Raw genomic sequence first — 20,068 nt, forward strand, 5'->3', positions numbered from 1 at the left:
CAGTTGTTTTGAATGATTCATAATTGACGGGAGGATCGGGCGGAAAGCGGATAATGGCGAGGCGGGCGAAAATCGTCCGCGCAGCCCCCGATCCTGTGAGAGGACACGGCCACGCCTCCCGTCTCCACCCTCCTGACGACCTTCCGGTTCGACCCCGTCGCGTTCGGCGCCATCGTCGTCGCCCTCGGCCTCTACCTCGCCGGCGTCCTCCTCGTGACGAGGGCGGGAGGCACGTGGCCCCGTCGCCGGACCGCGGCGTTCGTCCTGCTCGGCCTTGGCTCCTACTCCGTGATCTCGTTCGGATTCCTCGGCGCGTACAGCCACGATCTCCGATTCGCCTTCACGACGCGGATCGCGCTCCTCCTCTTCGCGGTGCCGGCGCTCCTGGCGCTCGGTCGCCCGGTCCGGCTCGCCCGTGCGGCCCTGCCGGCCGGGCCGCTCCGGTCCCTCGAGAACTTCCTCGCGTCGCGGTTCATGAGGGTCGTCGGCAGCGCCATCTTCTCGCCGCTATTCGCCCTGGCCGCGTTCGCGATCTTCCTCACGCCGCTCGCGTTCGCGCTCCGGGAGAGCGGGTGGGCGGAGTCGCTCCTGACGCTGGCCGTCCCGCTCGCCGGCCTCCTCATGATCCTGCCGGTGTTCGAGGGCTCGGAGATGCGGACGAGCCTCTTCATCACCGCGGAGTTCCTGCTCGCGTTCGTCGAGCTCATCCTCGACGCGATCCCCGGCATCGTGCTGCGGATCACGGGGCACGTGCTCGACGGCGGCCACGCGCTGGCGACCGTCGCACCGGGCTGGTTCCCGTCGCAGCTCCGCGACCAGCAGCTCTCCGGCGACCTGCTCTGGTTCATCGCCGAGGTGGCGGACATCCCCGTGCTGATCTTCCTGTTCGTCCGCTGGTCGCGGACCGATCGTCGCGAGGCGAACGAGCTCGACGAACTGAGCGACGACGAGATGGAGCGTCTGACGCGGGAGCACCTGCGCGGGGCGCGGGACTGAGTCGGGCATCCTGCCGCGGAATGAGGAGACGCCCGGCCGTCGGGGGAAACGGCCGGGCGTCTGCGAGCCCCAGGGAGGATCAGATACCCCGGGGCGCGGGCCGAAGCGTGGGCCAGACCCGGGATCCGATCACAAGATCCGTGCGCTTCAACACGGTCTACTCTGAAGCGCCTTCCGAAGAACGGGCTGAGAGCTTGCTTGGCGGGAGCCGGTAAACGCGGAACTTGTAGACTTGCCGCGTCTGCTCGCCCCCCACTCTTTTGGAGCTCACCGGTGCCGAACTCCCCGCGCAAGACCATCGTCGTCGAGGTCATGCCCAAGGCCGAACTACTCGACCCGCAGGGCAAGGCCGTCACGGGCGCCCTCGCCCGTCTCGGCAAGGTCGCCTATTCCGAGGTGCGCATCGGCAAGCGCTTCGAGCTCACCGTCGAGGGCGAGGTCACCGACGCCCTCCTCGACGACGTCCGGCAGCTCGCCGACGACGTGTTCTCCAACTCGGTCATCGAAGACGTCGTGTCGATCACGGTCGTCGACGCCGCTCCGGTCTCCGCCTGATGCGCATCGGCGTCGTCACCTTCCCCGGCTCGCTCGACGACCGCGACGCCCAGCGCGCGGTCCGTCTCGCAGGAGCCGAGCCCGTCGCCCTGTGGCACGGCACGCACGATCTCGACGGTGTCGAGGCGATCATCCTGCCGGGCGGATTCAGCTACGGCGACTACCTGCGCGCCGGCGCCATCGCCAGCCTCTCGCCGATCATGCGCGAGGTCGTCGACGCGGCGAACCGCGGGATGCCCGTGCTCGGCATCTGCAACGGCTTCCAGATGCTCGCCGAGGCACGGCTCATCCCCGGCGCTCACACGCGCAACGCGCACCAGCAGTTCATCCGGCGCGACCAGCGGCTCCGGGTCGAGAACGCCGGGACGGCGTGGACGAGCGGCTACACCGCCGGCCAGGAGATCACGATCCCGCTGAAGAACGCCGACGGCCGCTTCATCGCCGACGCCGAGACCATCAAGCGCATCGAGGGCGAGGGGCAGGTCGCCTTCCGCTACGTCGACGTCAACCCGAACGGCTCCGTCGACGACATCGCCGGGGTCAGCAACGTGCAGGGCAACGTCGTCGGCCTCATGCCGCACCCGGAGCACGCCGTCGAAGAGGGCTTCGGCCCCGACACCCCGCTCGCCATGTCGAGCGGCACCGACGGCCTCACCTTCTTCACCTCCGTCATCGAAAGGGCTCTGGTCAAGTGAGCACCGCACCCGCCGACAACCCGATCGAGCTCACGAAGGCCCCGGGGCCCGACGCCGCCGACGGCCACCGCCCCGACACGGTCACGAACGCCGCCGCCACCCCCGATCGCGAGCAGCCCTTCGCCGCCCTCGGCCTCAAGGAGGACGAGTACCTGAAGATCCGCGAGATCCTCGGCCGTCGCCCCACGAGCGGCGAGCTCGCCATGTACTCCGTCATGTGGAGCGAGCACTGCTCCTACAAGTCGAGCAAGATCTACCTCCGCCAGTTCGGCGAGAAGGTCTCGCCCACCATGAAGAAGAACCTCATGGTCGGCATGGGCGAGAACGCCGGAGTCGTCGACATCGGCGGCGGCTGGGCCGTCACCTTCAAGGGCGAGAGCCACAACCACCCGAGCTACATCGAGCCCTTCCAGGGCGCGGCGACCGGAGTCGGCGGCATCGTCCGCGACATCATCTCGATGGGTGCACGCCCCGTCGCCGTCATGGACCAGCTGCGCTTCGGCGACATCGACGCCCCCGACACCCGTCGCGTCGTCGACGGCGTCGTGGGCGGCATCAGCTTCTACGCGAACTGCCTCGGCCTGCCCAACATCGGCGGCGAGACCGTGTTCGACAAGGTCTACCAGGGCAACCCCCTCGTCAACGTGCTGAGCGTCGGCGTCCTGCGCCACGAAGACCTCCACCTGGCGAACGCCAAGGGCGCCGGCAACAAGGTCGTCCTCTTCGGTGCCCGCACCGGCGGCGACGGAATCGGCGGGGCCTCGATCCTGGCGTCCGACACCTTCTCGGCCGGCGGCCCGACCAAGCGCCCCGCCGTGCAGGTCGGCGACCCGTTCGCCGAGAAGGTCCTCATCGAGTGCTGCCTGGAGCTCTTCCGCGAGGAGCTCGTCGAGGGCATCCAAGACCTGGGGGCGGCCGGTATCAGCTGCGCGACGTCGGAGCTCGCCTCGAACGGCGACGGCGGCATGTTCATCGAGCTCGACAAGGTGCTGCTGCGCGACCCCTCGCTCACCGCCGAGGAGATCCTGATGAGCGAGAGCCAGGAGCGGATGATGGCGGTCGTCCAGCCGTCGAAGCTCGACGCGTTCCTCGCGGTCGTCGCGAAGTGGGACGTCGAGACGAGCGTCCTCGGGGAGGTCACCGACACCGGTCGCCTCGTCATCAACTGGCACGGCGAGGAGATCGTCAACGTCGAGCCGCGCACGGTCGCCGTCGACGGCCCCGTCTACGAGCGCCCCGTCGCCTACCCCGCCTGGATCGACGACCTCCAGGCCGACACGGCCGCGGGTCTCGACCGTCCGGCGACACCCGACGAGATCCGGGCGCAGTTCCTCCAGCTGCTCGGCTCGGCGAACCTGGCCGACCCGAGCTGGATCACCAACCAGTACGACACCTACGTCCTCGGCAACACGGCGCTCTCCTTCCCCGACGACGGCGGCATGATCCGCGTCGACGAGGAGAGCGGCCTCGGCTTCGCGATCGCGACCGACGCCAACGGGCGCTACTGCCAGCTCGATCCCGCCCAGGGCGCCCGCCTCGCCCTCGCCGAGGCCTACCGCAACGTCGCCGTCACGGGCGCGACCCCGGTCGCGATCACCGACTGCCTCAACTTCGGCAGCCCGGAGAATCCCGAGGTCATGTGGCAGTTCTCGCAGACCGTCTCGGCGCTGTCCGACGCGTGCCTCGAGATGGAGATCCCCGTCACGGGCGGCAACGTGTCGTTCTACAACCAGACCGGCACCGCGCCGATCCACCCGACGCCCGTCATCGGCGTGCTCGGCGTGATCGACGACGTCGCGAAGCGGATCCCCTCCGGCTGGCAGGACGACGGCGACAACATCTACCTCCTCGGCACGACCCGCCTGGAGCTCGACGGCTCGGCCTGGGCCGGCGTCGTGCACGACCACCTCGGCGGTCGCCCTCCCGGGGTGTCGCTCCAGGGCGAGCGTCAGCTCGCCGCGCTGCTGCGCGCCGGTGGCGACCAGTCGCTCATCGGATCCGCGCACGACCTCTCCGACGGCGGCCTCGGCCAGGCGCTGGCCGAGTGCGTGCTGCGCTTCGGCGTCGGTGCGCGCGTCTGGCTCGACGAGATCGTGGAGCGCGACGGCGTCGACGCCGCCACGGCGCTCTTCTCCGAGTCGACCGGCCGCGTGATCGTGTCGGTCCCGCGCGAGGACGACGTGAAGTTCCGCGGCCTCTGCGAGGGGCGCCGCTACCCCGTGGCCCGGATCGGCGTCACCGACAAGACGTCGTCGGCGCTCGAGGTCCAAGACCTCTTCACCGTGCCGGTCGAGGAGCTCCGGGCGACGCACCGCGCGACGCTGCCGGCGCGCTTCGGCGCGACGATCGGCGCGTAGCGGCGGCGCGCTCGCGCGCCGCGAGACTCCACAACACGCCACTCACTTTCGCCCAGCGACGTAAATCGTGGAGCCTCGCTCGCCCACCACTCCCCCACAGCGGAACGATCGCGAGGGCTCTCCACAGGTCGCCCGAACGTCGCCCCCGCGGCGCAGGATGCCCGGGGACGATGCCGTATGCGCGAAATCCTGCCGACCCGTCTCTCCTGCCGGCCGTTCACCGTCGCCGAGGCGCTCGACGCGGGCGTCACCCGCCAGCGGCTGCGGCGGTCCGACCTGCGCGCACCGTTCCACGGGGCGCGCGTGGCGGCGACGCCCGCGACGCTCCACGACCGGTGCCGGGCTCTCGCTCCTCTGCTCGAGACCGACCAGTTCGTCAGCCACATCACCAGCGCCGCGCTCTGGGGCCTCCCGCTCCCCCCTCGCTACGCGAGCACCGACGTGCCGCTCCACGTCACGTCGATCCGGCGGCGCGAGCCACGTCGCTCGGGAGTGACGGGGCACCGCGATCCCCGGGCCCCGGATCCTGCGCGCCTCGGCTCGATCCCCGTGAGCACACCCGTTCGCGCGTGGACCGAGTGCCGGACCCTCCTCGACCTCGACGATCTCGTCATCGTGGGCGATGCCCTAGTCGGCCGATGGTCGGAGACCGCAGGAGCCTCGGGCCTCCCTTTGCGAGACCTCGAGGCCGCCTCCGCCGCCTGCCTCGGGAAGGGCACGCGACGGCTGCAGGAGTCGCTGGCACTCGTCCGCGTCGGGTCGCGATCTCCGGCGGAGACTCGGCTGCGGCTCCTGCTGGCCCGGGGCGGCATCCCCGAGCCGGAGTTGAACTTCGAGGCGCGGACCCCGAGCGGGACGTGGCTCGGCATCGTCGACTTCGCCTTCCCCGACCAGCGGCTCGGCCTCGAGTACGAGGGCGAGCACCACTTCAGCGACATCGCCACGTTCCACGCCGACATCGAGCGCCGGGAACGGTTCGCCGAGGCCGGGTGGCGGACGATCCGGGTGACGTCCGAGCATCTCCGGCAGCCGGATGCGCTCGTCGCGCGGGTGCGTCGGCACCTGCTGCGGCTGTCGTCGTGACGTGTCTCGGCTGGCCCGGCGAGACTCCATGAATTGCCACGTTCCACGAAGGTGAGCGGCGAGTCGTGGAGTCTCGCCGCGCGGGCGACGCTCCCCGGCCGGCGAGACTCCATGAATTGCCACGTTCCACGAAGGTGAGCGGCGAGTCGTGGAGTCTCGCCGCGCGGGCGACGCTCCCCGGCCGGCGACACTCCCCGATTTGCCACGTTCCACGAAGGTGAGCGGCGAGTCGTGGAGTCTCGCGGCAGCGGAGGGAGCGGAAGCGGGAGGGGAGCGGCAGCGCCGCTACACCAGCACCACGCAGGCGGGGCTCCCCGACTCGATCTGCAGCGTCGCGGCTCCGGGCACGCCCGTCTCGGGCTCGAGCGGCAGCACCGACACGGTGCCGGACTCCTGGTTCGCGACGTAGATCGCGCCCGGCGTCAACGCGAAGTGCCGCGGCCAACGCCCACCCGAGGGGACCTCCGCCACGAGCGACAGACGCCCGGGAGCGGCGGCCGACTCCTCCAGCACCGAGATCGTGTCGCGCCCGCGGACCGCGACGTAGACCCGCGACCCCTGGACCTCCACGTGCGACAGCAGCGCGTCGGCCCCGGGGGTGGTCGTGTCGTACGCCGCGACGGAGTGGTCGACCCGGAACCCACGCTCCCCGTGCGTCATCACGTGCAGCCGCCCGTCGAGCTCGCCGGTGACGAGGAGGCGGTCGCCGAGCCAGGCGACGTGGCGCGGCCCGGAGCCGGACGGCATCGGGTGGGCGCCCAGGAGCTCCGGGTCGAGGGTGACCGGGTCGATCCGGTATTCGAGGAGGCGGTCCGTCCCGAGGTCGCTGATCAGCACGGTTCCCCACGGGGTCGGCGTGACCTGGTGCGCGTGCGGGCGCTCCTGCCGGTCGACCACGGGGCCGCGCCCGACGGGCAGCGCCACGACGCGGGCGACTCGCCCTGGGTCGGAGGCGTCGGCGGAGAGGACGGCGATCGTTCCGGCCGTGTAGTTCGCCACCACGAGGGCGCCGGACGCCGGATCGACGACCACGTGGCACGGAGCCGCGCCGCCCGATGCCGCCTGCGAGGCGGCGACGAGGGTTCCCGCGGACACCGTGAACGACAGCAGCCGACCCTCGTTCGTCTCGGAGACGGCGTGGAGCGCGCCGTCGGTCACGGCGAGGAACGACGGATCGTCGACCTCGACGATCTGGACGGCTCGCCACGGCGTCTCGACCGTGTCGCGGTCGAACACGGTGATGCCGGGGCCTGTTCCGCCGCTGGACGCGGTGTAGCCGCCGATGTAGAGGCGCGTCGCCGAGCCGCTCACAGGTCGTCGGCGTCGCCCGAGGCGATGCGCTCGTGGTGGTGGATGACCTCGGCGACGATGAAGTTCAAGAACTTCTCGGCGAACGCAGGATCGAGGTGCGACTCGGCCGCGAGAGCACGCAGGCGCTGGATCTGCACCTGCTCCCGATCGGGGTCGCTCGCGGGCATGCCCGACTCGGCCTTCAGATACCCCACCGTCTGCGTGAACTTGAACCGCTCGGCCAGGAGGTGGACGAGCGCCGCGTCAATGTTGTCGATGCTCTGACGGAGGCGCGTCAGCCGGTCGTAGGCCTTCTGCGCGTCCGCGGAGGTCGCGGCGTCGGCGGGGGTCGAGGAATCTGCCATGACACGACTGTATCGGCAGCCCCGCGAACGGGGAGTGGCCGACGGTGCCGGGCGCGCCTAGCCTTCGAAGACGGGGGAAGAGGCATCAGGGCCGACGCCGCCGTCGATCACCGGCTGGACCACCAGCCCTTCACCGCGCGCCGACGCCTTCACGAAGTCACGAGTCCCATGGATCACTCCCTCCCCGTCACGCCGCCCGTTCCCACGAGCGCGCCGGCGACTCCCCTCCCCCTCCGCTTCAACCTGCCGCAGGGCTGGCCCGCGCCGAGCGTCGACTGGTTGGCCGCCAACCAGGGCTGGGACCCGCCGTTCGGCTGGACTCCGGCGCCGGGCGTGGCTCCCGCTCCCGCCGGCTGGGTCTGGTGGTCGCGGGATCCGGTGGGCTGGAAGGCCATGGCCGGTCCGGTCACCGACTCGTTCCGCAACGGCATCGTGCTCGGCGCCGTCTTCTTCATCGTCGGCCTGGCGCTCACGGTCCTGCCGCTGACGCTGCACACGAGCTTCGGCTTCATCTTCTGGGGCGCCATCGTGTTCGGGCCCATCAACGTCGCGCGCAACATCGGCGCACTGCGTAAGTCGAACGCCGCGTTCGTGACGTTCATCCGCGCGAAGGCGGCCGAGATCCGGCAGACGCTCGACACGTCGAGCTACAGCGACTACCTCGCGACGTCTCCCGCGGATCCTGCCCCCTTCGACCGCTTCCTCGCCCGACGGGCCGACGAGGCCTGGTCGTCCACGGGGCTCTGGCCGGTCACGCAGAACCACCTCGGAGTCACCGAGCAGTTCCGCATCCCGGCTCCGGCGGGGGTCCGCGGGCGTCGGATCGGCACCCTCGTCTTCGCGGGCCTCGCGGCCGTCGCGCTCATCGCCGTGGTGGCCAGCAGCCTCAGCGCTCCGAGCGGAAGCGGCGCCCAGGGCCTCGTCGGCGCCGGAAGCTCGACGGGCTCGACCGGGACCTCCGGCACCTCGACCTCGTCGAAGTACGACGTCGCGTGGAGCTTCGTCCACGACGGCGCCGCGACGACGGCCACGTGCAGCACCGGCGACGACTGCTGGGTGGTGCGCCTTAGGGCCGATCCGTCGTGCACCAACGCCGCGCTGATGGTCGACTTCTTCACCACGGAGGCCGCGCAGGACCCCGAGCGCTCGAAGGACTTCTCGGTGACCCTGGTCGACGGGAAAGCCGACGTCGCCGTCCCCGCCACGAACTCGTCGGAGCAGTACGCCGACGTCTACCAGGCCCACTGCGTCCTCCGGAAGTGACCGCATCCGGACGACGGACGGCCCCGAGCCTGCGCTCGGGGCCGTCCGCGATCCGGTGGAGAACCGGGCGGGATCGTCAGTCGACGATGGTGATGGTCACCTCGACGTTGCCCCGCGTGGCGTTGGAGTACGGGCAGACGGTGTGCGCGGTGTCGGCGAGCTCCTGCCGGCGGTCGGCCGGGACGTTGGGCGTGTAGACGTCGAGCTCGACCGCGAGACCGAAGCCGCCCTCGCCGTTGCCGCCGATCGAGACGCTGGCCGAGACGGAGGCGTCTTTCGTGTCGACGCCGAGGCGCTTGCCGACGCCGTGCATGGCGCTGAGGAAGCACGCCGCGTAGCCCGCCGCGAAGAGCTGCTCCGGGTTCGTGCCCTCGCCGGAGCCGCCCATCTCCTTCGGCGGACGCGTGTCGAAGTCGAGGCGGTCGTCCTCGCTGCGGACGTGACCGTCGCGCCCTCCACCGGTGGCGTGGGCGATGGCGGTGTAAGCGATTTCCAGAGTCATGCTGGCAAGCAGACACCCTCGGTCTGAATGAATCCTGATGCATTCGTGAACACCGGGCGGACGCGTCTGGTAGGGCAGGATCCCCGCCGCACGTCCGCCCGTGCCACGATGTCCCCATGCCCAGCGCGATGTTCAGCCAAGCCGCCGAGACGTTCGTCACGCTCGTGCAGGCGATCCGTCCCGAGCAGTGGGACGATGAGGCGCTCGGCTCCTGGACGGTGCGCGATCTCACCGGTCACACGACGCGCGCGATCCTCACCGTCGTCACGTATCTGGGGCAGGACGAGCCCGGCGACGTCACCATCCCCACGGCCGAGCACTACTACACGGTCGCGCTGACGCAGTTCGGCGACGATGCCTCCGTCGCCAAGCGCGGCGTCGAAGCCGGAGTCTGGCTAGGGCAGGATCCGGTCGGCCGGATCAAGGAGTCCCTCGCCCGAGCGCGCGAGCTCCTGGCGGCGCAGCCCCGCAACCGCCTCGTCTCGATCGGCGGCATGGGCATCCCCCTGGCGGAGTACCTGCGCACCCGCACGTTCGAGCTCACGGTCCACACGATGGACCTCGCCCGGGCCACCGGGATCCCGCACGGGTTGTCGCCCGCCGTGCTGACGGGCGCCGCGAGGCTCGCGGCCAGCACCGCGGTGGCGCGGGGGCACGGCGAGGAGCTGCTGCTGGCGATGACGGGACGCGCGCCCCTCCCCGAGGCGTTCACGATCGTCTGACGCGCGCCGTCCCGCGGCTGTCGCTCGAGATCGCACCGGGCGTCGCCTCCGCGCCTCGCACCCGACCTGGATCGCGACCTCGCGCCGGCGGGCCCGGGCGGCTCAGCCGAGCAGGTCGTGCCGCGTGACGATCTCCTCGCGGCCCGGGCCGACGCCGATGGCCGAGATGCGCGCGCCGCTCATCGCCTCGATCGCGAGGACGTAGTTCTGGGCGTTGACGGGCAGGTCGTCGAAGGTGCGGGCGCCGGTGATGTCCTCGGTCCAGCCGGGGAATTCCTCGTAGATCGGCACGGCGTGGTGGAAGTCGCTCTGCGACACCGGCACCTCGTCGACGCGGACGCCGTCGACGTCGTAGGCGACGCAGGCGGGGATCTTCTGGAGGCCCGTGAGGACGTCGAGCTTCGTGAGGACGAAGTCGGTCACGCCGTTGATGCGGGCCGAGTAGCGGGCGATGGGCGCGTCGTACCAGCCGCAGCGACGGGGACGCCCCGTCGTGGTGCCGAACTCGAAGCCGTTCGCCCGCAGGAATTCGCCCCACTGGTCGAAGAGCTCCGTCGGGAACGGCCCCGCGCCCACGCGAGTCGTGTACGCCTTGACGATGCCGATGACGCGCTCGAGGCGCGCCGGGGCGATACCGGACCCGGTGGCCGCGCCTCCTGCGGTCGACGACGACGAGGTGACGAAGGGGTAGGTGCCGTGGTCGACGTCGAGCATGGTCGCCTGACCCGCCTCGAAGAGGACGGTCTTGCCGTCCTCGAGCGCGCGGTGCAGCTCGAGGGCGGTGTCGGTGACCATGGGGCGCAGCCGCTCGGAGTACGACAGCAGCGTCTCGACGACCTCGTCGACGCTGATGGCGCGGCGGTTGTAGATCTTGACCAGGAGGTGGTTCTTCTGGTCGAGGGCCGCCTCGACCTTCTGGCGCAGGATGTTCTCGTCGAAGAGGTCCTGCACGCGGATGCCCACGCGGTTGATCTTGTCGGCGTAGGTCGGGCCGATCCCCCGGCCGGTGGTGCCGATGGAGCGGCTGCCGAGGAAGCGCTCGGTGACCTTGTCGAGGGTGCGGTGGTAATGCGTGATCAGGTGCGCGTTGGCGGACACCTTGAGCTTCGAGACGTCCACGCCGCGGGCGATGAGCGCGTCGAGCTCGTCGAACAGCACCTCGATGTCGATGACGACGCCGTTGCCGATGACCGGCGTCACGCCCTCCGTGAGGATTCCCGACGGGAGCAGGTGGAGCGCGTACTTCTGGTTGCCGATCACGACCGTGTGGCCGGCGTTGTTGCCGCCGTTGAACTTCACGACGTAGTCGATGCGACTTCCGAGGAGGTCGGTGGCCTTGCCTTTGCCCTCGTCGCCCCACTGGGCTCCGATGATGACTACTGCGGGCATGGGTCGTCTCCTTTTCGAGTGCTGTCCCTCGCGAGCGCCGCGGGGCAGCGGGAGGAATGGACCCTGGGGGCGTCGACGCCGATGGTCCACCCGATTGTACCGGAGGCGCCGATCAGCGGGCCGCGAGCGACGACGGGTCGGCGAGGAGCTCCTCGAACGCGAGCTCCGCCGCGCCGATCATGAGCCGGCGCGGCCCGAGGGCCGCTCGCACGATCGAGACGTCCTGGCCCGGACCGCGGAGGGCGCTCTCGGTCGTGAGCGCCCGGATCCGGTCGCCGGCGACGCCGTGCAGCGCCCCGAGGAAGCCGCCCAGCACGATCACCTGCGGATTGAAGACGTTCACGGTGGTGCGGAGGGTCACCGACAGCCAGCCGACCTGCCGTTCGACCTCCGCCAGCACGCGCGGGTCGTCGCTCCCGGCGAGCAGCGCGTCGAGGTCGTCGTCGCTCCCGCGCTCGCGCCCGAGGGCGTGCAGGAGCTCCGCCTGCCCGACCTCCGTCTCCAGGCAGCCGACGGCGCCGCAGTGGCAGACGACGCCGCTCGAGTTGACGAGGGTGTGGCCGAGCTCGCCCGCGTAGCCCTCCACTCCGCCGAGCGGTCGCCCGTCGACGATCACGCCGCCGCCCACGCCGGAGGCGCCGCCGTTGAGGAAGACCATCGTCCCGACCCCGCGCCCCGAGCCGAAGATGCTCTCCGCCACCGCTCCGAGCCGTGCGTCGTTGGCCGCCCTCGTGACGAGTCCCGTCTCGGCGCGCAGCATCTCGGAGAACGGCTCGTCGATCCAGCCCAGGTGGGGGGCGAGGCGCACGACGCCGTCGCTCCGGCGCACGAGGCCGGGCACGGCGACGCCGATCCCCGTGGCGCGGACGTCGCCGGGGAGCTCGTCGAGCACGTCGCGGATGGTCGCGGCCGCCAGGTGGGCCGCCTCGGAGGCGCTGGGGACCGAGTCGGTCTCCCGCCGGATCCTGCGGTGCACGGTTCCGTCGAGGCCCACGATCCCGACCGTCACCGCGTCGATCTCGGGGTTGACGGCGATCGCCACGACCCGCGGGTCGGCGGTGACGACCGGACTCGGGCGGCCGACGCGGTTGCTCGCCGCGGGGACGGCCTCGCGGACGACGCCGATCTCGGCGAGCTCGCCGACGAGGGCGGCGATCGTCGAGCGGTTGAGGCCCGTCGACTGCGTGAGCTCGGAGCGCGAGGAGCCCTGGGCCCGGTGCACGAGGCGAAGGACGGTCGCGAGATTGCGCTGCCGGACACGATCGGGATTGGTGCCGCGCGCGCTCGCTGCGTTCTCGGCCGCCTGCTCGCCCGGCGGGGCGTCGGCGGGACGGGCTGGTTTCACGGCGCGACTCCCTCTCTCTCGAGACTAGCGGTGTCCCGCCCCGGCCCGACACGGGCGAGACTCCACGACTCGCCACTCACGTTTGTGAAACGGCGCACATCGTGGAGTCTCGACCCGGGTCAGACGGCCTGCCGCACCTCGCCGAGGGCGCGGCGCACGCTGCCCCAGTTGGCGAGCCGGTCCCGCACGTCGTCGCGGGCCTCGGCGGCGAGCGCCTCGGCGAGCGCGCGCTCCAGGACGTCGTCGAGCAGGATCCTGCGCCCCGCGTCCTTCGACTCGATGGCCGCCTCGACCATGGCCAGGCTCATGACGTTCCCGTGCACCTCGCCGTCGGGCGTCTCGCCCGTGCGGAGAGCGCGGACGAACGACGCGAGCGAGCCCGTGATGTCGGAGCCGACCGACTCGAACGCGCCGGCCTCCGCGGCGGGACCGTCCGGCACGTCGATCGTGGGGGCGTCGTCGCCGCTCCAGAGCGCCGTGCCCGCGGCACCGGACACGCGCCAGGAGCCGTTCCACGAGGTCTCGTGCCCGGGGGCGCACCAGCTGCCCGTGTAGACGTAGCGGGCTCCCCCGGTGAACTCGAACACGGCCGTCGCCGCCGCGTCGCCGCGGTACCACGACCAGCTCGGGTTGAACGACTCGCAGTAGACGGAGAGGGGCTCCCGGTCGAGGAGGTAGCGCACGGAGTCGAACGGGTGGATCGCCATGTCGAGCAGGAGCACGTTGTCCATCTGCTCCCGGAATCCGCCGAAGTGCGGCGCCTTCGCGAACTCGGTCGTGACGAGCCCGACGTCGCCGAGCTGCCCGGCCTGCTGCTTGAGGGCGACGAGCTGGTCGTTGTAGCGCCGCGACTGCGACACCATGAACAGCTCGCCGGTGACCTCCGCGGCCGCGGCGAGGGAGAGCGCCTCGGCCACCGTCTGCGCGGCCGGCTTCTCACCGAGCACGGGCAGGCCGCGGAAGAGCGCGTCCGTCGTCACCGGGTGGTGGGCGACCGGCACGGTGATGTCGAGGATCGCGTCGGCCTCGACCCGGGAGAGCAGCTCGCCCAGGTCGGTCGACGTGGGGATCGCAGGATCCCCGGCCACCGCGGCCCCGGCCTCGGCCGCCGCCGGGCTGAGGTCGACGATGCCGACCAGCTCGACGTCCGGGTTCTCGGCGACGTTCCGGAGCCAGGCCTGGCCCATGCCGCCGGCCCCCACCTGGACCACGCGCAGCGGCCGGTCGGGGTTCGCCACCCGTCGGAAGGTCATGACCCGACCGCCGCGGGAGCCTCGAGCGGGTGGTCGAACGGTCCGGCGTAGTGCTGGCCGTCGACGTACTCCCCCAGGTCGTAGCGACGGAGCGTCGGCATCTCGCGGGGCCGCTCCGGGCGGGCCCACTCGACGCCGTTCGCGAGGACGCGGCGGATGTCGGGGTGGTGGTAGACGGGGAAGTCCTGGTCGCCGGGGCTGAAGAAGAAGATCTTGCCGAAGCCGCGGCGGTAGGTCATGCCCGAGCGGAAGACCTCGCCGCCGGTGAAGCCGGAGATGAAGATCAGCTCGTCGGGGGTCGGCACGTCGAAGTACTCGCCGTACATCTCCTGCTCGGGGATGACGATCGGGTTCGGCACGCCGCGGGTGATGGGGTGCTGCGGGTTCACCGTCCAGACCAGTTCCTGGTCGTGCTCGCTCCGCCAGCGCAGGGTGCACGTGGTGCCCATGAGCTTGCCGAAGATCTTCGACCAGTGGCCGGAGTGGAGCACGAGCAGCCCCATGCCGGAGAGGACGTGGCGGTGCACGCGGTCGACCACGAGGTCGTCGACGTCGCCGTGCGCGGCGTGACCCCACCAGGTGAGGACGTCGGTCGCGGCGAGGACCTCCTCGGTGAGGCCGTGCTCGGGCTGGTCCATCGTCGCGATGCGCACCTCGGCGCCGGGCAGGTTCTCGCGGATCCCTGCCGCGATCGCGCCGTGCATTCCGTCGGGGTAGCGCTCGGCGACGTGCGCCTCGACCTTCTCGTGGACGTTCTCACCCCAGACGGTGACGCGGAGCGGGGTGTTGGGGGTGTCTGTCATGTCGTTCCTTCTTCTTTGCGTGTTCGAGTCGGTGGCTCCGGTCATGACCGGAGTCGGGCTTCAGGCGCCCGGCGTCACTTGACGGCCCCGCCGAGGGCGCCGGCCGCGATGTATTTCTGGGCGAAGATCAACAGGAGGGCGGCGGGAAGCGAGGCCAGGACCGAGGTCGCCATCACCGGGCCCCAGTTGGTCACGTTCGATCCGATGTAGTTGTAGATTCCCAGCGTGATCGGCCGGACGGCATCTGTCGAGGTGAGGGTCAGGGCGATCAGGAAGTCGCCCCACGCCCCGAGGAAGGTGAACAGGGCTGCCGTCACGATCGCGTTGCGGCTGATCGGGATCACGATGGAGATGAACGCCCGGAAGTCGCCGGCGCCATCCACCAGAGCCGCTTCGACCAGGCTCGGCGGCAGCGACTCCATGAACGCCCGCATCAAGAGGATGGCGAACGGGATCTGAACGGCGCTGTCGGCGAGGATCAGGCCCACGTAGGAGTTGAGCAGGCCGCTGTCGTTGAAGAGCGTGTACAGCGCGTTCGCGACGACGATGGTCGGAACCATCTGGGTGACGAGCAGGACGAGCAGGAGCACGCGAGTGCCCTTCATCCGGAACCGGGCGAGTCCGTAGGCCGCCGGAGTCGACACGAGCAGCGTCACGAGGACGGTGCCGAGACCGATCACGAGGCTCGTCAGGAAGTTCTGACTCTGGTCGGCGAGCGCCGCCCGGTAGGCGTCCAACGTCGGCGCGAGGGGGAACCAGGTGGCGGTCGCCGCCCCCGACGTGTTCTGAAGGCTCGTGTTGATCATCCAGTACACGGGGAAGATCATGATCGCGAGGAAGATGCACCCCAGGATCGTCATCGGGATGGTGCGACGCCGATTGTTCTTCGGCGAACGGGCTTGCTTGGCCACGACGCCGGAGGTCGCGCGACGGCGATCCTCGGCGCGGCCGACGACTCCGACGCTCATTCGTCGACCGCCTTCCTGGTGATTGCGAGGTAGACCATCGCGAAGACGAACGACACGACGATGAGGACGTTGCTGACGGCGGCTCCGACGCCGAACTGGAAGTTGACGAACGACTGGTGATAGGCGTTGGTGGCGAGCGTCTGGGTGGAGTTCGCCGGCCCGCCGCCGGTCAGGCCGAGGATGAGGTCGACGACCTTAAGGGTGTAGACCACCCCGAGCACGATGACCACGCTCACCACGGAGCGGATGCTCGGCCACGTGATGTTCCAGAACGCCTTCCACCCGGTGGCGCCGTCGAGCGACGCCGCCTCGTAGAGCTCCTCCGGCACGGCCTGGATCCCGCTGTAGAGGATGGTGGTGTTGAAGGGGATGCCCAGCCAGATGTTGACGCCGATCACGGCCACCAGCGCGAGGCTCGGGCTCACCAGCCACGGCACCGCGGGGATTCCGAAGAGACCGAGGAACTGGTTGAGCGCACCGCTCTCCTGGTCGAGCATCCATTTCCAGACCGCGCTCGAGGCGATGATCGGGAGGAGCCAGGGCAGCAGCAGCAACCCGCGCAGGAAGCCGGAGAGGGGGAAGTTGCGCTTGAAGAACAGCGCGAGACCCAGGCCGATGGCGAACTGCATCACGATCGAGCCGACCGTGAAGAGTCCGGTGTTGATGAGGCTCGTCGCGAAGATCGAGCTGCCGAAGACGTTGACGTAGTTGGCGAAACCGACCCAGGGGGCCTCACCCGTGAAGAAGGTCTTCGTCGAGTAGTCCTGGAACGACATGATGACGTTCTTGACGATCGGATAGCCGAAGAAGATCGCCACGAAGACCACGGCCGGGGTCACGAAGAGCCACCGGCTGGTCCCGGCCAGCATCCTCGCTCTCCGCTGTCCGGGGCGGACGGGCCTCACGGGCACGCCGGTCCGGATCCTTGCTTGTGCTGACACGCTCATATCTCTTCCTTCCCTGGCAGGAGCAGGGGAGCCGGCCCGCGGGGCCGGCTCCCCGCTCGCTTACTGGTTCTGCGACTGAGCCTGCTGGAGAGCGGCTTCGGGGCTGGCCTTGCCGGTGAGGGCGAGCTGGACGGCGGTGTAGATCTTGGTCGCCGCCTTGGGCCAGTCGGGTCCGAGCTCACCGGTGCGAGCGCGGGCCGTCTTGACGGTCGTGACGAACGAGGCGACCTGCGGGTGGGTCGTGGCCCAGGCGTCGGCAGCCGTGATGTTCGTCGGGACGTTCCCCGTGACTCCGGCGATCGTCGACTGCATCTTCTCGGCGTTCAGGCAGCCGACGAACTTGCCGGCGAGCTTCATCTTCGCCGTGTCCTTCGTCACCGGGACCGTGAAGGCCTCGCCGCCGAGCGGGGCGACGGTCGCTTCGCCGGCGCGGGTCGGGATCGGCACGCTGTCGAACTCGAGACCCTTCGCGGCGTTGAGCAGCGGCAGCTGCCACGGACCGTTGATCATCATGGCGGCCTTGCCGGCGATGAACTGGTTGTTCACGTCGGCCTGGGCCCAGTTGATCGAGCTCTTCGACATCGAGCCGTCGTTCTGCAGGTCGAGGTCGAACTGGAGCGCCTGCGTGGCACCGGTGGTGGCGATGTTCTTCTCGTCGCCGCCGTTCGACCAGAAGTAGGGCAGGAACTGCCAGGTGCCCTCGTAGGTGTTGATGTTGCTCATGGCGAAGCCGTAGGTCTTGCCCGTGGTCAGCTTCTTCGCCGCCGCGCGGAGCTCGTCCCAGGTCTTCGGCGGCGTCACGCCCGCCGCGGAGAGGAGCTTCTTGTTGTAGTAGAGGGCGATGGAGTTGGTGACCGGCTGGAGGCCGTAGAGGTCGCCCTTGTAGGTGTTGGCCGCCTCGACCGCGGGGACGAGGCCCTTGGCGCTGAGGCCGTAGTCGGACAGCGGCGAGAGCGCGCCCGAGGCGGCGATCTGCTGGACGTCGGGGTTGTCGAGCATCAGGACGTCGGGGAGGGTGCGCGAGGAGGCCTGCTGCAGCACCTTCGCGATGAGGCCGGCTCCCGCGACGTGGTTGATGGTGACCGTGGCGCCGACCTGGGTGGCGCAGGTCTTGTAGATGGGGTCGTAGCTCGCCTGGTAGTAGTCCTCGATGGTGAGGTTCTTCGCGGAGCCGGACGACGACGACCCGCCGCCGCCGGAGCAGCCGGTGAGGATCAGCGGGACGGTGGCCATCATCGCGACGGCACCGAGGAGGCCGCCGAACCGCGTGCGGCGCTGGATGGGGGATCTAGGCTTCATTGCTTAGCTCTTCTCTCGATGGGTGCAGGGGGTGGGCACGCATCGACGACTTCACGGACGTCATCGTCTCTGTGTTCCCGAGTTCGGAAAACGTAGCAGTAAAGCGCTTATCCGGTAAAGCGCTTTAAGCGAATTTTTCCGGACGACTTCCCGTTACTCTGATCCAGAGGAATCCCTAGTCGGCAGGAGGCGCGCATGGCGACCATGCAGGAGGTCGCCACCCACGCCGGCGTCTCCATCGCGACCGTCTCGTTCGTCGTCAACGGCACGAAGAAGGTCTCCCCCGCGACCCGGGAGCGCGTGCAGGCGTCGATGACCGCCCTCGGCTTCCGCAACAACGCCATCGCGAGGGCCCTCGCCTCGAAGCGCACCCGGATCATCGCGCTCCTCATCCCGGCGCTCGAGCACCGGATGGGCGCGACCACGCTCGAGTTCTTCACGAGCGCGGCGGCGCGAGCCTCCGAGCTCGGCTACCACCTCGTCCTCTGGCCCGACGAGCCGACGGGCGACGAGCTGACCGAGCTGCTCTCGAGCGGCCTCGTCGACGGCGTCATCCTCATGGAGGTCCGGATGGAGGACCCCCGCATCGAGAGGCTGACCGAGCTCCGGGTGCCGTTCACGTCGATCGGACGCACGCGCGATCCCTCCGGCCTCCCGTTCGTCGACATCGACTTCGAGACGACGGTGCGCAGGAGCCTCGACTACCTCGAGTCGCTCGGCCACCGCCGCTTCGGGCTCGTCATCGAGGATCTCACCGGCACCCCGATGGAGGGCTACGCACCCCTTCCGCGCACGGAGGAGACCTTCCGGTCCGAGTGCGCGGCCCGCGGCCTCGTCGGGACGGTCGTCAACTGCGGCTCCTCGGCTCCGGGTGGTCGCAAGGCCGCGAGCGACCTCCTGGCCGCGGATCCCGACGTGACCGCGGTCATGATCATGAAGGACGACTCGACCTTCGGCCTCGTGTCGGGCCTGACCTCCGCCGGGCGACGCGTGCCGGAGGACGTCTCCGTCCTGTCGGTCGCCTCGTCGACGGCCGCGGGGGCGCAGCACGATCCGCCCCTCACGACCATGAACTCCCCCGGTCGCGAACTGGGCCGTCTCGCGGCGGAGGAGCTGATCAACCAGCTCGACGGCCCCGTCGGAGACCTCCCGCACGTGCTGCTGCCGTGCGTGCTGCACGAGGCCGGATCGACCGGCCCCGCGCCGCACGCACACCCCTAGACCCTCGGCGCTAGCGCTCCTGCGCGAAGGCGGCGTCGAACGCGGCCGTCGGCTGCGGGAACGACAGCCCCTTGACGAACTGGAGCGCCTCGGGCGCCCCGACGAGACGGTCCATGCCGGCGTCCTCCCACTCGACCGAGAGCGGGCCCGTGTAGCCGATCGCGTTCAGCATGCGGATCGCGTTCTCCCACGGCACGTCGCCGTGGCCCGTCGAGATGAAGTCCCAGCCGCGGCGCGGGTCCGCCCAGGGCAGGTGCGACGACAGGCGTCCGTTGCGGCCGTTGAGCCGGAGCTTGGTGTCCTTGCAGTGGACGTTGAAGATGACGTCCTGGAAGTCCCAGAGGAAGCCGACCGCGTCGAGATCCTGCCAGACGAAGTGGCTCGGGTCCCAGTTGATGCCGAAGGACTTCCGGTGGCCGATGGCCTCGAGGGTCTTCTTGGTGGTCCAGTAGTCGTAGGCGATCTCGGAGGGGTGCGGCTCGAGCGCGAAGCGCACGCCGACCTCCTCGAAGACGTCGAGGATCGGGTTCCAGCGGTCGGCGAAGTCCTGGTAGCCGGCCTCGACGAGCTCGTCGCGGACGGGCGGGAACATCGCCACGTACTTCCAGATCGACGAGCCGGTGAATCCGGTCACCGTCGCGGCGCCGAGGCGCGCGGCCGTGCGCGCGGTGTTCTTGAGCTCCTCGGCGGCGCGCCGACGGACACCCTCGGGGTCGCCGTCGCCCCAGACGCTGTCGGGGAGCATGTCGCGGTGGCGCTGGTCGATCGGGTCGTCGCAGACGGCCTGGCCCTTGAGGTGGTTGGAGATCGCGAAGACCTTCAGGCCGTTCTTCTCGAGGATCGCCCTGCGGTCGGCGATGTAGGCGTCGTCCGTGGCGCCGCGGTTCGCGTCGAGGTGGTCGCCCCAGCACGCGATCTCGAGGCCGTCGTAGCCCCACTCGCCCGCGAGACGGCAGACCTCCTCGAAGGGCAGGTCGGCCCACTGGCCGGTGAACAGGGTGACTGGGCGCTGGAT

Annotated in this window: 19 protein-coding genes; 8 read left to right on the forward strand and 11 right to left on the reverse strand. The window is 70.3% G+C overall.

Going from position 1 to position 20,068, the window contains the following annotated elements; translation table 11 throughout:
• Window positions 1-213 precede the first annotated feature (213 nt).
• From AS850_RS13665 to AS850_RS13685, 5 genes are all read left to right on the forward strand, one after another.
• Window positions 214-996, forward strand: a complete 783-nt coding sequence (locus AS850_RS13665; RefSeq protein WP_236940727.1) for a cytochrome c oxidase assembly protein — start codon at window positions 214-216, stop codon at window positions 994-996.
• Between the two features lie 312 nt (window positions 997-1,308).
• On the forward strand, window positions 1,309-1,551 hold the full coding sequence (gene purS, locus AS850_RS13670; protein WP_119870335.1) for a phosphoribosylformylglycinamidine synthase subunit PurS: 243 nt from the start codon (window positions 1,309-1,311) through the stop codon (window positions 1,549-1,551).
• Entirely contained in the window at window positions 1,551-2,246 is a 696-nt protein-coding gene (purQ, locus tag AS850_RS13675; protein ID WP_119869616.1) for a phosphoribosylformylglycinamidine synthase subunit PurQ, read from the forward strand. The genes purS and purQ overlap by 1 nt, the downstream gene beginning before the upstream one ends.
• 23 nt (window positions 2,247-2,269) lie before the next feature.
• Window positions 2,270-4,603: a phosphoribosylformylglycinamidine synthase subunit PurL gene (gene purL, locus AS850_RS13680; RefSeq protein ID WP_119870336.1), complete on the forward strand. Its 2,334-nt coding sequence runs from the start codon at window positions 2,270-2,272 to the stop codon at window positions 4,601-4,603.
• A 177-nt stretch (window positions 4,604-4,780) separates the two neighbouring features.
• Window positions 4,781-5,686: an endonuclease domain-containing protein gene (locus AS850_RS13685; protein WP_119869617.1), complete on the forward strand. Its 906-nt coding sequence runs from the start codon at window positions 4,781-4,783 to the stop codon at window positions 5,684-5,686.
• Window positions 5,687-5,971: 285 nt separating this feature from the next.
• On the opposite strand, the gene AS850_RS13690 is transcribed toward AS850_RS13685, so the two are convergent.
• Window positions 5,972-6,997 (reverse strand): lactonase family protein, encoded by a 1,026-nt coding sequence (locus tag AS850_RS13690; protein WP_119869618.1) that lies wholly within the window; start codon window positions 6,995-6,997, stop codon window positions 5,972-5,974.
• Entirely contained in the window at window positions 6,994-7,341 is a 348-nt protein-coding gene (locus tag AS850_RS13695; protein ID WP_119869619.1) for a chorismate mutase, read from the reverse strand. Before AS850_RS13695 ends, AS850_RS13690 begins: the two co-directional genes overlap by 4 nt.
• 168 nt (window positions 7,342-7,509) lie before the next feature.
• Here AS850_RS13695 and AS850_RS13700 point away from each other — a divergent pair, with 168 nt between their 5' ends.
• Window positions 7,510-8,604 carry a hypothetical protein gene (locus tag AS850_RS13700; protein WP_119869620.1) on the forward strand — a complete coding sequence of 365 codons (1,095 nt, stop codon included), beginning with the start codon at window positions 7,510-7,512 and terminating at the stop codon, window positions 8,602-8,604.
• Between the two features lie 76 nt (window positions 8,605-8,680).
• Here AS850_RS13700 and AS850_RS13705 read toward each other — a convergent pair whose 3' ends face one another.
• Window positions 8,681-9,100 carry an organic hydroperoxide resistance protein gene (locus tag AS850_RS13705; protein ID WP_119870337.1) on the reverse strand — a complete coding sequence of 140 codons (420 nt, stop codon included), beginning with the start codon at window positions 9,098-9,100 and terminating at the stop codon, window positions 8,681-8,683.
• 122 nt (window positions 9,101-9,222) lie between these two features.
• On the opposite strand from AS850_RS13705, the gene AS850_RS13710 reads away from it, so the two are divergent.
• The gene (locus AS850_RS13710) at window positions 9,223-9,828 is read left to right on the forward strand and encodes a maleylpyruvate isomerase family mycothiol-dependent enzyme (RefSeq protein WP_119869621.1); all 606 of its coding nucleotides are present in this window, start codon (window positions 9,223-9,225) and stop codon (window positions 9,826-9,828) included.
• 102 nt (window positions 9,829-9,930) lie between these two features.
• Here the strand turns inward: AS850_RS13710 and AS850_RS13715 are convergent, their stop codons facing one another.
• The 7 genes from AS850_RS13715 to AS850_RS13745 form a co-directional block, all read right to left on the reverse strand.
• Window positions 9,931-11,217, reverse strand: coding sequence for an adenylosuccinate synthase (locus tag AS850_RS13715; RefSeq protein WP_119869622.1), 1,287 nt, complete (start codon window positions 11,215-11,217; stop codon window positions 9,931-9,933).
• 112 nt (window positions 11,218-11,329) lie between these two features.
• Window positions 11,330-12,562: an ROK family protein gene (locus tag AS850_RS13720; RefSeq protein WP_119869623.1), complete on the reverse strand. Its 1,233-nt coding sequence runs from the start codon at window positions 12,560-12,562 to the stop codon at window positions 11,330-11,332.
• A 119-nt stretch (window positions 12,563-12,681) separates the two neighbouring features.
• Window positions 12,682-13,815 carry a Gfo/Idh/MocA family protein gene (locus AS850_RS13725; RefSeq protein WP_119869624.1) on the reverse strand — a complete coding sequence of 378 codons (1,134 nt, stop codon included), beginning with the start codon at window positions 13,813-13,815 and terminating at the stop codon, window positions 12,682-12,684.
• On the reverse strand, window positions 13,812-14,618 hold the full coding sequence (locus tag AS850_RS13730; protein WP_119869625.1) for a ThuA domain-containing protein: 807 nt from the start codon (window positions 14,616-14,618) through the stop codon (window positions 13,812-13,814). The genes AS850_RS13725 and AS850_RS13730 overlap by 4 nt, the downstream gene beginning before the upstream one ends.
• 74 nt (window positions 14,619-14,692) lie before the next feature.
• Window positions 14,693-15,586 carry a carbohydrate ABC transporter permease gene (locus AS850_RS13735; RefSeq protein ID WP_119869626.1) on the reverse strand — a complete coding sequence of 298 codons (894 nt, stop codon included), beginning with the start codon at window positions 15,584-15,586 and terminating at the stop codon, window positions 14,693-14,695.
• Window positions 15,583-16,533, reverse strand: a complete 951-nt coding sequence (locus AS850_RS13740; protein ID WP_119869627.1) for a carbohydrate ABC transporter permease — start codon at window positions 16,531-16,533, stop codon at window positions 15,583-15,585. Before AS850_RS13740 ends, AS850_RS13735 begins: the two co-directional genes overlap by 4 nt.
• Window positions 16,534-16,593: 60 nt before the next feature.
• Complete coding sequence (locus tag AS850_RS13745; RefSeq protein WP_119869628.1) at window positions 16,594-17,832, reverse strand: sugar ABC transporter substrate-binding protein; 1,239 nt, start codon at window positions 17,830-17,832, stop codon at window positions 16,594-16,596.
• Between the two features lie 195 nt (window positions 17,833-18,027).
• On the opposite strand from AS850_RS13745, the gene AS850_RS13750 reads away from it, so the two are divergent.
• Window positions 18,028-19,053 (forward strand): LacI family DNA-binding transcriptional regulator, encoded by a 1,026-nt coding sequence (locus AS850_RS13750; RefSeq protein ID WP_236940728.1) that lies wholly within the window; start codon window positions 18,028-18,030, stop codon window positions 19,051-19,053.
• 10 nt (window positions 19,054-19,063) lie between these two features.
• On the opposite strand, the gene AS850_RS13755 is transcribed toward AS850_RS13750, so the two are convergent.
• Entirely contained in the window at window positions 19,064-20,068 is a 1,005-nt protein-coding gene (locus AS850_RS13755) for a sugar phosphate isomerase/epimerase family protein (RefSeq protein WP_119870339.1), read from the reverse strand.

Origin of the sequence: Frondihabitans sp. 762G35 (assembly GCF_002074055.1) — a bacterium.
GTDB lineage: Bacteria > Actinomycetota > Actinomycetes > Actinomycetales > Microbacteriaceae > Frondihabitans.